The 13,743-nt window shown below is 43.5% G+C and carries 13 protein-coding genes; 4 read left to right on the top strand and 9 right to left on the bottom strand.

Annotated elements, in window-relative coordinates:
* The first annotated feature begins 3 nt into the window (after positions 1-3).
* Positions 4-231: a SlyX family protein gene (locus tag OC443_RS01900; protein ID WP_073580042.1), complete on the top strand. Its 228-nt coding sequence runs from the start codon at positions 4-6 to the stop codon at positions 229-231.
* Positions 232-241: 10 nt separating this feature from the next.
* Here OC443_RS01900 and OC443_RS01895 read toward each other — a convergent pair whose 3' ends face one another.
* The 9 genes from OC443_RS01895 to tsaE all read right to left on the bottom strand — a co-directional run bounded on the left by OC443_RS01895 (position 242) and on the right by tsaE (position 9,580).
* Positions 242-430 carry a DUF2065 domain-containing protein gene (locus OC443_RS01895; protein ID WP_073579948.1) on the bottom strand — a complete coding sequence of 63 codons (189 nt, stop codon included), beginning with the start codon at positions 428-430 and terminating at the stop codon, positions 242-244.
* Positions 431-505: 75 nt separating this feature from the next.
* Positions 506-1,483, bottom strand: a complete 978-nt coding sequence (gene hflC, locus OC443_RS01890; RefSeq protein WP_073579947.1) for a protease modulator HflC — start codon at positions 1,481-1,483, stop codon at positions 506-508.
* Positions 1,484-1,485: 2 nt separating this feature from the next.
* Positions 1,486-2,676 (bottom strand): FtsH protease activity modulator HflK, encoded by a 1,191-nt coding sequence (gene hflK, locus OC443_RS01885; RefSeq protein WP_073579946.1) that lies wholly within the window; start codon positions 2,674-2,676, stop codon positions 1,486-1,488.
* 46 nt (positions 2,677-2,722) lie between these two features.
* Entirely contained in the window at positions 2,723-4,012 is a 1,290-nt protein-coding gene (hflX, locus tag OC443_RS01880; RefSeq protein WP_073579945.1) for a ribosome rescue GTPase HflX, read from the bottom strand.
* Between the two features lie 32 nt (positions 4,013-4,044).
* Positions 4,045-4,308 (bottom strand): RNA chaperone Hfq, encoded by a 264-nt coding sequence (gene hfq / locus OC443_RS01875; protein WP_073579944.1) that lies wholly within the window; start codon positions 4,306-4,308, stop codon positions 4,045-4,047.
* A gap of 200 nt (positions 4,309-4,508) precedes the next feature.
* Positions 4,509-5,441 carry a tRNA (adenosine(37)-N6)-dimethylallyltransferase MiaA gene (miaA, locus tag OC443_RS01870; RefSeq protein WP_073579943.1) on the bottom strand — a complete coding sequence of 311 codons (933 nt, stop codon included), beginning with the start codon at positions 5,439-5,441 and terminating at the stop codon, positions 4,509-4,511.
* Positions 5,438-7,396 (bottom strand): DNA mismatch repair endonuclease MutL, encoded by a 1,959-nt coding sequence (gene mutL / locus OC443_RS01865; RefSeq protein WP_073579942.1) that lies wholly within the window; start codon positions 7,394-7,396, stop codon positions 5,438-5,440. Before mutL ends, miaA begins: the two co-directional genes overlap by 4 nt.
* Positions 7,397-7,400: 4 nt before the next feature.
* Positions 7,401-9,122: an N-acetylmuramoyl-L-alanine amidase gene (locus OC443_RS01860; RefSeq protein ID WP_073579941.1), complete on the bottom strand. Its 1,722-nt coding sequence runs from the start codon at positions 9,120-9,122 to the stop codon at positions 7,401-7,403.
* On the bottom strand, positions 9,119-9,580 hold the full coding sequence (gene tsaE, locus OC443_RS01855) for a tRNA (adenosine(37)-N6)-threonylcarbamoyltransferase complex ATPase subunit type 1 TsaE (RefSeq protein WP_073579940.1): 462 nt from the start codon (positions 9,578-9,580) through the stop codon (positions 9,119-9,121). The genes OC443_RS01860 and tsaE overlap by 4 nt, the downstream gene beginning before the upstream one ends.
* 240 nt (positions 9,581-9,820) lie before the next feature.
* Here tsaE and queG point away from each other — a divergent pair, with 240 nt between their 5' ends.
* The 3 genes from queG (at position 9,821) to OC443_RS01840 (ending at position 13,526) form a co-directional block, all read left to right on the top strand.
* The gene (queG, locus tag OC443_RS01850) at positions 9,821-10,939 is read left to right on the top strand and encodes a tRNA epoxyqueuosine(34) reductase QueG (RefSeq protein ID WP_073579939.1); all 1,119 of its coding nucleotides are present in this window, start codon (positions 9,821-9,823) and stop codon (positions 10,937-10,939) included.
* A 127-nt stretch (positions 10,940-11,066) separates the two neighbouring features.
* On the top strand, positions 11,067-11,555 hold the full coding sequence (locus tag OC443_RS01845; protein ID WP_073579938.1) for a hypothetical protein: 489 nt from the start codon (positions 11,067-11,069) through the stop codon (positions 11,553-11,555).
* A 12-nt stretch (positions 11,556-11,567) separates the two neighbouring features.
* The gene (locus tag OC443_RS01840; RefSeq protein WP_073579937.1) at positions 11,568-13,526 is read left to right on the top strand and encodes a putative bifunctional diguanylate cyclase/phosphodiesterase; all 1,959 of its coding nucleotides are present in this window, start codon (positions 11,568-11,570) and stop codon (positions 13,524-13,526) included.
* The last annotated feature ends 217 nt before the right edge of the window (positions 13,527-13,743 follow it).

Genomic DNA, 13,743 nt, shown 5'->3' with positions numbered 1-13,743 from the left:
AAAATGAATGACCAACAGATCCAGACATTAGAGAAACGCATCAATGATCTGGAGTGCCAGATCTCCTTTCAGGAGCATACAATAGAGACGCTGAATGAAGCTCTGGCCCGGCAGCAACAAACAATCAGTGAAATGCAGATACAAATGAAGTATGTCGTAAATAAAGTCAAAACAATGAATGAGTCCAATCTGGCATCACAATCAGAAGAAGCACCACCACCACATTATTGATGACGACACACTACCGGAAATAGAAATACAGAATGGTCAGCCCCGCCACAACAAAACAGCCACCGATGCGCCGTAGTATGTTGTCTGGTTGCTGAGAAACCTGAGCAATTGCCCGACGCCACCCGTCTGGCGCAAGAAATGGACCGATGCCTTCGGCAATGAGCAACAGGCCAATAGCCAGCAAAAAAGAATGGGACATAGTTGTTGGGTTCCGTAATAGAAAAGGCTCCAGAAAGGAGCCTTTATACTATGACAAATCAATGATGTCGAAGCTTTATTTTGACTGACTACCATCAGGTTCATTCATATACTGGAAGAATTTACTCTTAGGATCCAGCACCAGGATATCACCCTTCTGATTGAACGACTCTTCATAAGCCTTTAAAGAACGGAGGAAAGTATAAAACTCCATATCTTTATTGTACGCATCAGAATATATCTTCGCAGCTTTAGCATCAGCGCCACCACGGGTAACCCGGGCGGTTTTACCTGCTTCAGCAAGAATGGTTGCGACTTCTAATTCTGCCTGAGCCTTAATGACTTCAGCCTTTTCACGTCCCTGAGAACGGTGCTTTCTGGCAACAGACTCACGCTCAGCTCTCATCCTCTTATAGATAGATTCACTGATTTCATCTGGCAGATTAATCTTCTTCATCCTGAAATCAACGACATACACACCCAAATCTTTCATAGCACTCTGACGTGTATTCAGCAGTACTTCTTCCATGATTTGATCACGTTGCCCGTCAATTTCTAAAGCCTCCTTCGCTGCCTGCGTTGAAACAACATCATCATCCGCACTTTGCGGCAAGACATTATCATTTCTTGGTCCGGAAACAATTTGCTTAATTTCTCTTGAACCAATTTCAGCCCGCAATACGTCAGTGACCTTTCTTTCAAGCAGCGCCTCAGCAGTAAATGCGTTACCCCCACCTGTCGTCAGATAATAACGACCGAAGTCTTTAATTTTCCATTTTACATAAGAATCGATGATGACGTCTTTCTTCTCGGAAGTGACGAAACGATCCGCCTGTCCATCCATGGTTTGAATCCGTGCATCAAGGTGTTTGACCCGATCAAACAGCGGCCATTTGAAATGCAATCCTGGCTCATAAATTTTAGCCACATTATCATCTTTCAAAATACGCCCGAAACGCACCACAATACCACGCTCCCCTTCCTGAATGACAAACAGGGAAGTCCAAAGGGAAAGAATCACTATAAATATAATAGGGATTATAAACTTACGCATGACTAGTATCTCCCCTGACGTGTTCCGCTTGAGCGTGATGTTGAATCATCATTTGTCTTCTTCTGAGACTCAAGTTCAATATGATCATAAAGCGGCGAAGATTTTAACTGACGCTTCGTCGGAACATTTTCTTGCTGTCCGGACAACTTATCAATTGGCAAATAAAGCAAATTACCCGTTGATTTTGAGTCAATAAGTACCTTCGATGTATGAGAATACACTTCCTGCATCGTATCGAGATATAAACGACTCCGGGTCACCTCCGGTGCAGCTTTATATTCGGGCAACAACTTCTCAAATTGTGCAACCTGGCCCTGAGCTTCGTTCAGTACCCGTTCACTGTATCCCTGAGCTTCTTTTTTCAGACGCTCGGCCCGTCCAGTTGCCTTTGGAATAATCTCATTCTTATAAGCTTCAGCTTCACGAATAAAACGTTCTTCATCTTCCCGGGCAGCAATCGCATCATCAAATGCATCCTTAACCTGCTCAGGTGGGCGGGCTGACTGGAAGTTGACATCAACAACAAAAAGACCCATGTCATATTTGCTGATAATTTCATTCAACGTTTCTTGTGTACTTTGCCGGATTTCCTGACGACCACTGGTCAGAATACTATCCATCAGAGAGTCACCAATAACTGCACGAAGCGCTGAATCAGTCGCCTGACGTAAGCTATCATCGGCACTGGTCACCTGATAAAGATATTTATATGGATCAGAAACCTTATACTGAACATCCATTCCAACAGTCACAACATTCTCATCTTTCGTCAGCATCAGGCCGGTAGCACGCAACGAACGGATCGCCTGAACGTTTACCGGGCGGACGATATCCACGAAACGAGGTCGCCAGTTCAGGCCAGGGTCAACGATTCGGTCATACTTACCCAGCCGGAGCACAACACCACGCTCCGCTTCACCTATCGTGTAAAACCCTGAAAAAAACCAGACTGCAGCTACGATGATAACAAGAACACCGAGTCCGATAGAGCTTCCTCCCGGGAAAGAAGACCCTTTGCCTCCTTTTTTACCGAACTTACCGCCAATTTTCTGGCTCAGTTTGTTAAATACTTCATCAAGATCCGGAGGCCCTTGTTCACGGCCACCACGATTACCATGGTCATTATTGTTACCCCACGGGTCTTTATCACGGCCATTATTACCGTTGTTATTACCAGGCTCATTCCACGCCATTAGTAATCTCCATCATTTTGATATGACGTTATACTTTAGCAGTCCTTTAAGTAACTATAAAGTCACGCAAAACCACACTTTCTCTTTTTTCTAGTCTAGACCAATCTGCTTGTTGCATACGAATTAAAATCAACAAATTACCATCCTGGTCATAGGATTCCTGCTGAATTGCTTTTGTTTGGAAGAATAAACTACGCATTCGTCCCTGATGAGCCGGGGGGATACATAGCCTGTATTGAACCATTTGCTCTGCCAGTCTTTCACTTAATGCGTCAAACAGCAGATCGATTCCTTTACCTTCAATTGCAGAAACCCAAACACTTTGAGGCACACCTTCATCATCATACTCAATGCGGGGGGCCTGACCTTCCATGTTATCAATCTTATTCATGACGACGACAGAAGGAACATCATCCGCTTCAATTTCAGCTAAAACTTCATGAACAGCGGCAATATTGTCCCGAAAACGTTCATCACTTGCATCTACAACATGTAACAAAATGTCAGCATCCCGGGTTTCCTGCAAGGTTGCTTTAAAAGCAGCCACAAGATCATGGGGAAGATGACGAATAAAACCAACAGTATCAGCTAATACAGCACTTCCAACATCTTGAAGTTCGATCTTTCTCAATGTCGGATCAAGGGTCGCGAATAACTGATCTGCAGCATACACACCAGCCTCGGTTACCCGGTTAAATAATGTAGATTTCCCGGCATTTGTATAACCGACTAAGGAAATCGTGGGAATGTCAGCCCGGTGCCTTGCCCGTCGGCCTTGTTCTCTTTGTTTTGCAACCTTATCCAGCCGGCGCAATATCGCTTTAATCCGATCCCGTAACAAACGACGGTCGGTTTCCAGCTGAGTTTCTCCCGGCCCACGCAGCCCAATCCCACCTTTTTGTCGTTCAAGGTGAGTCCAGCCCCGAACCAAACGGGTAGAAAGGTGACGAAGCTGAGCTAACTCAACCTGCAACTTCCCTTCGTGAGTTCGGGCTCTTTGAGCAAAGATATCAAGAATCAGTCCGGTCCGGTCAATAACCCGGCACTGACACAATTTTTCCAGATTGCGTTCCTGGGCAGGAGAGAGGGCGTGGTTAAAAATCACCACATCAGCTTCAGACATTTGCACAGCCCGTGCTATTTCTTCGGCTTTACCCTCACCGACATAGTACTTGGGGTGCGGAGACTGACGACTACCGGTCACAACCTGTAATGTCTCGACTCCAGCGGAATTCACCAGCATTTCAAACTCGCTTAGATCATCCCATTCCCCTTCTTGCGTAAAGTTGATATGAACAAGTACGGCTCGCTCACCGGCTTCATAACGGTCAAACAAGCAACCAGCTCCTTAATTGTAAATAATTCAAATTAATCGTCAGACTTATCAGATGGACGATCTGATGATGGGCGTTCACCACCATGATGATTCACAGCACGTGCAGGCACAACGGTAGAAATTGCGTGCTTATACACCATTTGATTGACCGTGTTTTTCAATAAAATGACGAACTGATCAAAAGATTCAATCTGTCCCTGCAACTTAATACCGTTCACTAAATAAATTGATACGGGAATACGCTCGCGACGTAATGCATTTAAGAATGGGTCTTGTAGAGATTGCCCCTTAGCCATTTTTATTTTCCTTATTTTCTATTTCTATTTAATTATTTAGCTAGTGGTATACCAAGCTTTACACAGCCTTTGCATCCGAGCTAAATGAGTAAAACAACATCCTGATACACTCAAGTTATGGTAGTATTTCAACCAAATTTCAAGCGATAGTGTAAAACAGAATGTTCGACACAAAAACGATCACATTATACACAGCGTATTTAATCAGAAGCTATCGAATTCGATATAATTTCATACGCTTGTTCAGCATGATCGCTATCTAACCAAGTCAAATTTTCCCAACTTCGTAACCAGGTCATTTGACGTTTGGCCAATTGGCGAGTTGCACAGATTCCCCGAAAAATTGCATCATCAAGTGTACAACTTCCATCTAAATATTCCCACATCTGCCGGTATCCAACACATCTGATCGACGGTAAATCCGGATGAAGCTCTTTTCGAGCATATAATGCTTTCACTTCATCTTCAAATCCGGACACCATCATTTTCCGAAACCTTAACTCAATCCGGCGATGTAATTCCGCTCTTTCTTCAGGCGCAATAGCAAACTGCTTTACCCGGAAAGGAATTCGCTCCCCTTTTTCCCGGGTCAGTTCTGTCAGAGATTTACCCGAAATATAAAAGACTTCTAACGCCCTGGACAATCGTTGAGGATCATTAGGATGAATCCTCTCAGCCGAGTCAGGATCGACTTCAGCTAAACGCTGATGGAGCGCATTCCACCCCATAGTCCGGGCGTCTTGTTCTATTCTTTTCCGGACTTGCGGATCAGCCGCCGGCAAAGGAGACAAACCTTCCAGTAAAGCTTTAAAGTAAAGCATCGTTCCCCCGACTAATAGGGGAATTTTACCTTTTTTTACAATTGCATCCATATGATGCAAGGCATCCCGCCGAAAATCAGCCGCTGAATAAGCAGCTTCCGGGTCCAGAATATCAATCAGCCTGTGAGGTGCTTTTGCCAGTTCCTCCGCTGTCGGCTTGGCCGTTCCGATATCCATTCCCCGATAGATCAATGCAGAATCCACACTAATAATTTCCATCGGGAAAGACTGGCACAACCGGATTGCCAAATCTGTCTTTCCTGATGCTGTTGGCCCCATTAAAAACAGGGCAAGAGGTAACTGTTCGTTCATGAATTTAATGTTGTAATGGTAGCTGAAAAATCAGCTAACTGAATAAAATGAGAGTCGTTCAGCGGTAAATTCCCCTGAAAAAGTTGTTCCAGTTCGGCAATTAGCTGGATTGCTTCCGATAAAGTGTAGTTGTTCTGTTTATCATAAGCGACGAAATTGGCAAGCCAATCCGTGATATGCGCTAAAAAATCTGGTTGCTCATTGCAGACGGCCGCATAAGATAACAGATCCGGAATTAATTTCTGCAAATTCTGCTGCCGTAATGGCTGTGGCACCGTCATTATCATCAAGCTATCCGGCGTTTTATGCTTACGTTTAAGCTCAATACCTAACCGCTCCAGCTCCGCCCGAAACTTACCGGCAGCTTCAATACAGTCCCCGGAAACCTGAACCGAAAGCGGGACTAATAACGGTTGCCCTTTGAGGGTGGTTTGCCTGACATCAAGCTGTTTTCTGATTTTAAGTAAATAAGCCCGATCCAGCGCAATTATGCTGCAGGATGGCTCTGCATTCACCAAAAGATATTTTCCGTCAACAACCGTCAACGCTTTCCCTAATTTTGTTATATGTATTTTTGCACCAGCCGAAGCATTATTGTTGCTGATAGCTGAAAGCTCTGGCTGTTGAGAGTTTTCTGTTTGCATTAACTGCTGATAAACCCTTGCCTCTTTTGCCGTAACAGCCTTCCGGTCCGGCTCTCTTACAGTCGAATTTTGACTGACTGAAGACTTTCTGCCAGCGGTATTGGTCCATTTATCTGATGGCAAAGATTCCCTGACAGATGATGGCACCGGGTGAGCTTCTGCCCGTCCCGGATAATCAGGTGTTTGACGGACGGCTTCTAATATTTGTGCAGATAATTTCGTCCCTTCAGAACCATCACCCTCATCCGGCTTCTTCTCATCTGGTAAAGTTTGACTGAAAGCGGCCTGATTGACTTCAGGAGAATGAATGAAGCATCCTTCAGCTAAAGCACTGGTCAAAGCCTGATAAATAAAATCATGGATCAGACGGGACTGATGAAATCTCACTTCATGTTTGGCGGGATGAACATTAACATCAACCTGATAAGGGTCCAGACAGATATACAGCACATAAGCTGCAAATTGTTCGGGGGCTAAAGTTGCTTCGTAACTTTGCCGGATTGCATGGTTGATCAGTTTATCCTTCATCATCCGGCCATTGACATAACAATATTGCAGATCGCTCTGTTGCCTTGCACCTTCAGGCGTGGTAATCCAGCCTTGCAGGGAGAATCCCTGATGTTCCAGTCCAACCTTCAGCATATGGCGGACAAATGTCTGGCCACAAACGGCAGCAAGACGCTTTTCCTGCTGGATATCAGTACTGGCAGCACGATACTGGCGAATGGTCTTCCCGTTATGCCGAAGATGAATGGTGACATCAAAACGGCTCAAAGCAATCCGTTTTAGTACATCATCAATATGCGTGAATTCGGTTTTTTCTGTTCTGAGAAACTTGCGTCTTGCCGGCGTATTAAAAAACAGATCTAATACTTCCACCGTTGTTCCCACCGGGTGCGCAGCCGGTTGAAGCTTCACAGCCATATCCCGGCCTTCACTGTATGCCATCCACGCTTTTTCCTGACTCTCAGGACGGGAGGTTAAAGTCAGACGGGATACGGAGCTGATACTGGCTAAGGCTTCACCACGAAACCCCAGACTCACAATCGCTTCAAGATCATCCAGCGTGTGAATTTTGGACGTTGCATGACGACTTAATGCTAATGTCAGCTCATCTTCCGGAATGCCATGCCCGTTATCCCGGACACGAATCAGCTTCGCACCGCCTTTCTCAATATCGACATCAATCCGGGTTGCACCTGAATCCAGACTATTTTCGACCAACTCTTTCACGACGGAAGCAGGCCTTTCCACCACCTCACCCGCAGCTATCTGATTCGCCAGCCTTGCTGGTAATATCTTGATTGTCATCAGTTTATCGGTTTGGAATAATTAAAATCTGGTTAATCGTCAGTTTATCTGTACGCAGTTTATTCACCTGCCGGAGGTGACTGATACTGACACCATACAAATTAGCTATTTTACCCAGATAATCTCCTTTTTTTACTTTGTGTTTACGCACGGGTTTATCTTTCAGGCTCACGGTTATTTTTAATTTTTGTCCAACCTTGAGTACTGAAGATCTTAGTTTATTTTCTTTCCGGATCTCAGCTACAGAAACTTTATAATAGCTGGCTATTTTTCCAAGAAAATCACCGGGTTTCACCACATGTGTAATTATTTTGGTTTCAACGGGGTTACGAATGACTGGCACAGTAATCGGAACTTGATTTGAGCCTGGAATAACTAATGCCTTGCCGACGACAATGGTGTTTTTGCTCAGATGATTCGCACGCTTTAAAGCCTGAACCGTTAAACCGTATCTTTGTGCAATGATAGATAAGGACTCCCCACGCCGAACGATGTGCTTGCGCGATTTTTTCCGGCTGGCAAATAACGTCCCTTCCGGTGGATTATCTTCAAAATAACGCACAACGGCTTTAGCCATTGCCCGGGCAAGTTTGTCCTGATGGGTCCGCTGAAACAGTAATTTTTCTTCTGTCGGATTCGAAATAAACCCGGTCTCAACCAAAACGGAAGGAATATCCGGTGATTTCAGAACGGCAAGGCTGGCATTCACTGGTTTCTTTTTATGCAAACGCGCAACGCGACCAACCTCTTTCAAAATATCACGGGCTACTTTGTAACCTTCTTTTTGCGAATGGCTAAACTGCAAATCCAATAACGTCTGACTGATATTTTTATCATTATTACTCTTTGACAGTACCTGCCCGGCACCACCGAGTAATTCTGACTGTTTCTCATGATCCTCAACCCATTTCGCTATTTCTGAGTTTGCCCTTTTGGTATTCAGAACAAACACAGAAGCTCCACGGGGCTGAGGAGATATAAATGCATCAGCATGAATCGAAATAAGCAGGTGCGCCTTATTTTTTCTCGCAATCTGAGACCGCCGGTTCAGATTCACAAAGTAATCCCCCCGTCGGGTCAACACCGTTTTAATACCGGGAACAGCATTAAGCTGAGCACCCAGTTTCTTGGCAATACTCAAAGTCACACTTTTTTCATATTTACCCCGGGGACCAATAGAACCGGGATCTTCTCCGCCATGTCCGGCATCAATAGCAACAACAATATCGGCATTTCCCGAAAACTGAGAAACATCTTTAGCAACTTTGACTTTTTGGGGAGCAGCGAGCACCGGCAAACTGACTTTACCGTGAGGTAAATCAATCACCAGCCGGTGTCCGTATTCTTTCTTTGGCGTTGGGGCCAGTTTAAAAACCTGAGGTGAGAGTTTCTTTTTTAACTCAAAAACCAGGCGATAAGTTCCCTTATCCGGCGGCGTACTTTTCCGGATTTTCTTCAGTACCGGGCTCTTTTTCGCAATAACGGGTAACTTCGTCCGGAGGCGGGTATCCTTCAGATCGACGACTAAACGATAAGGATTACTTAATGTGAAATAGCTGTAGCGAGCTTCAGATGACAAGTCAACAACAACCCGGGTTTCATCGGGTGAAGGCCATATTCTTATTCCGTTGAGCGAATTCGCCAGCGCGCTCTGAGCACTAAACAGCAAGAGCACAAAGGAACAAACATAAAAGATACAGGAATAAAAATAACGATTACTTCTCATAACTCCAACTGACTTAATAACGTTCGGCCATACTCACTATTTGCTGATAACTCAACAACTCTATGCTCTCCACTATAACGAATATTAATATCAATATCGGAGAGAGGCAGCAAACCTTTACCTTTTTCAGGCCATTCAATTAAACAAATAGCATCAGATGAAAAATAGTCTCTTATCCCCATGAACTCTAATTCTTCAGGATCGGCAAGACGATAAAGATCAAAATGATAAACGTTCCATGACTGTAATTCATAGGGTTCTACCAGTGTATATGTGGGACTCTTCACATTCCCATCATGACCCAATGCCTGAATAAACCCCCGGCTCAACGTCGTTTTCCCGGCACCTAAATCACCGAATAAATAAAATGTTGTCTGTTGAGAGCATAACAAAGCTAAAGCATTTCCTAACTTAATCGTATCTGACTCATCATTTAACAAAAATGTTTTTATCTTCATTCCGCTATGCTCGTGTAACCATCATGTCTCTCTGCTGAATGAGTAAATAGTAAACTGGGTTAGAATCCGGAAACAAGCCCTATTCTGTAAGCAAGCAGAAAAACTCTGTAAAATTTTACTATATTGGTCTTATGAATTCATATCCAGCCATTGAGAATGATAAGAGTCATCTTTTTCGTGACTGGATCATCAGTTCTGGATTCGTTAAAATTCGCTCCCGATTTTATCAGGTGTATGATGATGGATTACCAGATATTAGCTGACAAAATAAAGCTCTGGGCTCTGGAGCTTGGATTTGAAAAAGCAGGTATCTGTGACATTGACCTGAGTCAGCATGAAGCAGAGCTCCAGCGATGGCTGGATGCAGGTTATCACGGAGACATGGAATGGATGGCCCGCCATGGCATGATGAGAGCCCGGCCTGATGAGCTCCTCCCCGGAACGATTCGGGTTATCAGTGTCAGGATGACCTACCTTCCGCCTGAAGCAAAATTCTCTCTGGATTTATCCACACCAACTCACGCATACATCAGCCGTTACGCGTTAGGCCGGGATTATCATAAGCTACTCAGGAATCAGTTGAAAAAACTGGCGGAGAAAATTAAACAGGAAGCAGGCGAGTTAAATTACCGGCCATTTGTTGACTCAGCTCCGGTTCTCGAACGCCCTCTGGCAGAAAAAGCCGGATTAGGCTGGACCGGTAAACATTCTTTAATTCTGGATAAAGATACGGGTTCCTGGTTTTTTCTTGGCGAAATACTGGTTGATATCCCCTTGCCTGTTGACCAGCCGGTTTCAAATCAGTGTGGTCAATGCAAAGCCTGTATTACTTCCTGCCCGACAAACGCTATCGTCGACGATGGTGTTGTGGACGCCAGACGCTGTATCTCCTATCTGACGATCGAATATGCCGGTGTCATTCCCGAAGAATTCAGGGAAGCAATGGGAAACCGGATTTACGGATGCGATGACTGTCAGCTGGTTTGCCCATGGAACCGTTTCTCTCCCCTGACCGGACAACCAGATTTCCATCGCCGGGAAATTCTTGCTACCCCGGATTTAGTCGACTTATTCCTCTGGGATGAGCAAACATTCCTTAAAAACATGGAAGGCTCTGCAATCCGCAGAATTGGTCATATCCAATGGTTAAGAAATCTGGCTGTTGCAATGGGTAACGCGCCTTATGCGAAAAACATTATTCAGGCACTGACACAGCGTCTTGGGTTATCAGAACTACTCGACACGCATATTCATTGGGCAATATCACAGCAAAACAAAAAACGGGATATCCGTAAACAAAACAGAAAACATGACCGCTTAATCCGGATTATTCAAAAAGGGTTACCGAGAGATGCCTGATAATCTTTAATATCCACTCAATCAAACCACCCTCAGCTCCTGAAAACAACTTCATTCCGGCCAAAGCTTAAACAAAAACTGTCTATACTTCTCATAAATGACATGAAATGACGGAGCTGGCATAAAAATGAGAATCTACCATATCCTGTTAACGGGCCTTATTTCATTCTTTATAAGCTGGCCTGCATTTGCCGGTCCGGGTAATGCAAGAATTTTACTGACCGGAAAAAATCTGAACATAGAAACCCAAAGACTTACCGTAAAAGATTTGGAATCAACATTCAGTCTTGTCACACTTGATTTATACAATCCATGGGAGAAAAAAACAGATAAATACACAGGTTTCTGGATGAATGACCTGATTAAAAAATTCGCGAAGCCAGAGCTGAAAAGCCTCAATATTAAAGCTGTTGATAACTATCAGGTCGAATTTACGGCACAGGACTGGACAACATTTAAAATACTGGTTGCAACACGGGTAAATAACCAATATCAGCCCGTCAGAAATAAAGGACCAATGCGTCTTATATATGCTAATTATGATTCCTCAAATGTAGAACATGAATTAACACTGACCAAATGGATGTGGATGATTAAAACAATTGAATTTAAATAGGGTGAAATAACCATGAGTCGGGGGCATTATTTTCGCTACTATCTGCTGTTCGGAATTGTTGTTATCGCAATTTGGAGCTACTACAGCTACGAATCAAAAAACATCCCTCAAAAAGTCGCACAATCAATTACAACCATAGAAAAAGTCGATTCGATACGCTTTACCTTCAAAGTGGCTCTCCTGGCTCAGAAGGGGGTTCTGATTTATGTTGACGCATTAAAGCTTCAGGATATTAACAGATATTATGATGCACTTGACCAGTTCGAAGCTGCCGCAGCATTTATTAATATCAGCTATACAAAAGATCAAATTTATCACGCCAAAGTCATGCCCATCCTTGACAAAATCATCCACCTGACCAGGAATAAAAAGCTAAGAATCAGTCAATCAGAGCTAGCTTATATCAATACACTGGTGAACGATATTGACGAATTCAGTGAGCTCAGAGAGCGGGAAATCTGGAACAACGTTCAGAAAAATTACATCACATTTCGTACTAACGAATACAAAATTGCCCAGCTATACAGAACGATAGCCTTTGGCGCTTTTATCTTTTTAATTATTGTGACAAGTCAGCTTTATTACCTGAACAGACTGCTCAGAGATATCAGACACAAAGAATCTGCACTGAAGAAGCTCGCTTTTTATGATTCATTAACAAACACAGCAAACCGCAAACTCATTGAGACCGAACTGGAGAAAAAGCTGGACTCGGAACAATCATCCTCCCAACAATGTTTCGTCATCATAGGAGACATCGATAATTTTAAACGTATTAATGATCTGTTAGGTCATCCAAGCGGAGATAAAATTATTGTAGAAACAGCCCACCGGTTAAAAGCCATTTTAAGACAGAACGATAAACTCGGTCGACTGGGTGGCGACGAATTCCTGCTGCTGTTATCTGAAATTTCAGGCCAGGAGGAACTCATCAGCCGTATTCAGACCATCCAGGATGCTTTTGTTTTACCCATGCTCATTGAAAGCCGTGAGTTTGCCATTACCCTGAGTTTCGGTGTAAGCAGTACCAAAACCCCGGATGGAGACTATCTGAATGTTCAGGAGGTTATCAAAAATGCTGATATCGCAATGCATAAAGCCAAACAGGAAGGGAAAAATCGCTATCATATTTATAACAAACAACTCAGCGAGATCCTTGAACAAGAGCACCAGCTGGAAACCGAAATAAAAAGAGGTATTCTGCACAATGAATTCGAGCTCTACTTTCAGCCACAAATCAATATGCGTACGGGTCAGCTGACAGGCGTTGAAGCACTGGTCCGCTGGAATCATCCGACCCGGGGGCTACTTCTTCCCCGTGAATTTATTGAAGTGGTTGAAAGAGGTATCTTAGTAAAAGAATTTGGTGAATGGGTTATCCGGGAAGCAATTGTACAACAACAAAAGTGGTTAATCGCTGGTATCGATTTACATGTTTCCATTAACTTATCTGCAAAACATATTTTAACGTCCGATTTCCTTCCCTCAATGAAAAAACTTGTCGTTTCATTAAATGCAGATCTAAAACGATTACACTTTGAAATCACGGAATATGAGCTGATCAGCCATCAGTCTGTAGGGATTGAAAACCTTAATTCTCTCAATGGTGCCGGATTTTCACTTTTTTTAGATGACTTTGGTACAGGATATTCCTCTATCTCTTATCTGGAGAAAATTCCGGTCTCCGGAATCAAGATTGATAAAAAATTTATCGACTATATTGATAGCAGTGGAAACAGATACCTCATGGTGAACGGAATTCTGACGATCGCAAAAGCGATGGGCATCAAAGTCGTCGCTGAAGGGGTAGAAACAGGTGAACAATTCAAATATCTGGCAAAATCACATTGTGATTACCTGCAGGGGTATTTAATTTCAAAACCTCTCGCTGTCAGGGAACTGGAGCAGTTTGTAAAGCATCAATATAAAAACGTTATTGAGCCATTATTAATGGAAGACGATGAAAGATAATTTCAGTATTAAATTTCATTTATCACAAGTCACATTGCAAACATCACTGATACCGTATGCCTGCGAATTTACTGTTGCAGGAAAAAAGTTTTTGTTTCCAGTCCTGTATACACTGAGATTCAGCTAAACCCGGAGCACATATCCAAAACGAAAAGCAGCTCACAGGTCCTATCAGAAGTTCCAACCTCGTTCAATCACATTATCATGTGGAAAAAAC

Origin of the sequence: Vibrio quintilis (genome assembly GCF_024529975.1) — a bacterium.
GTDB classification, from domain to species: domain Bacteria; phylum Pseudomonadota; class Gammaproteobacteria; order Enterobacterales; family Vibrionaceae; genus Vibrio; species Vibrio quintilis.
The sequence above is the reverse complement of the archived record's forward strand: the minus strand, read 5'-3'. Positions and strand labels throughout refer to the sequence as shown.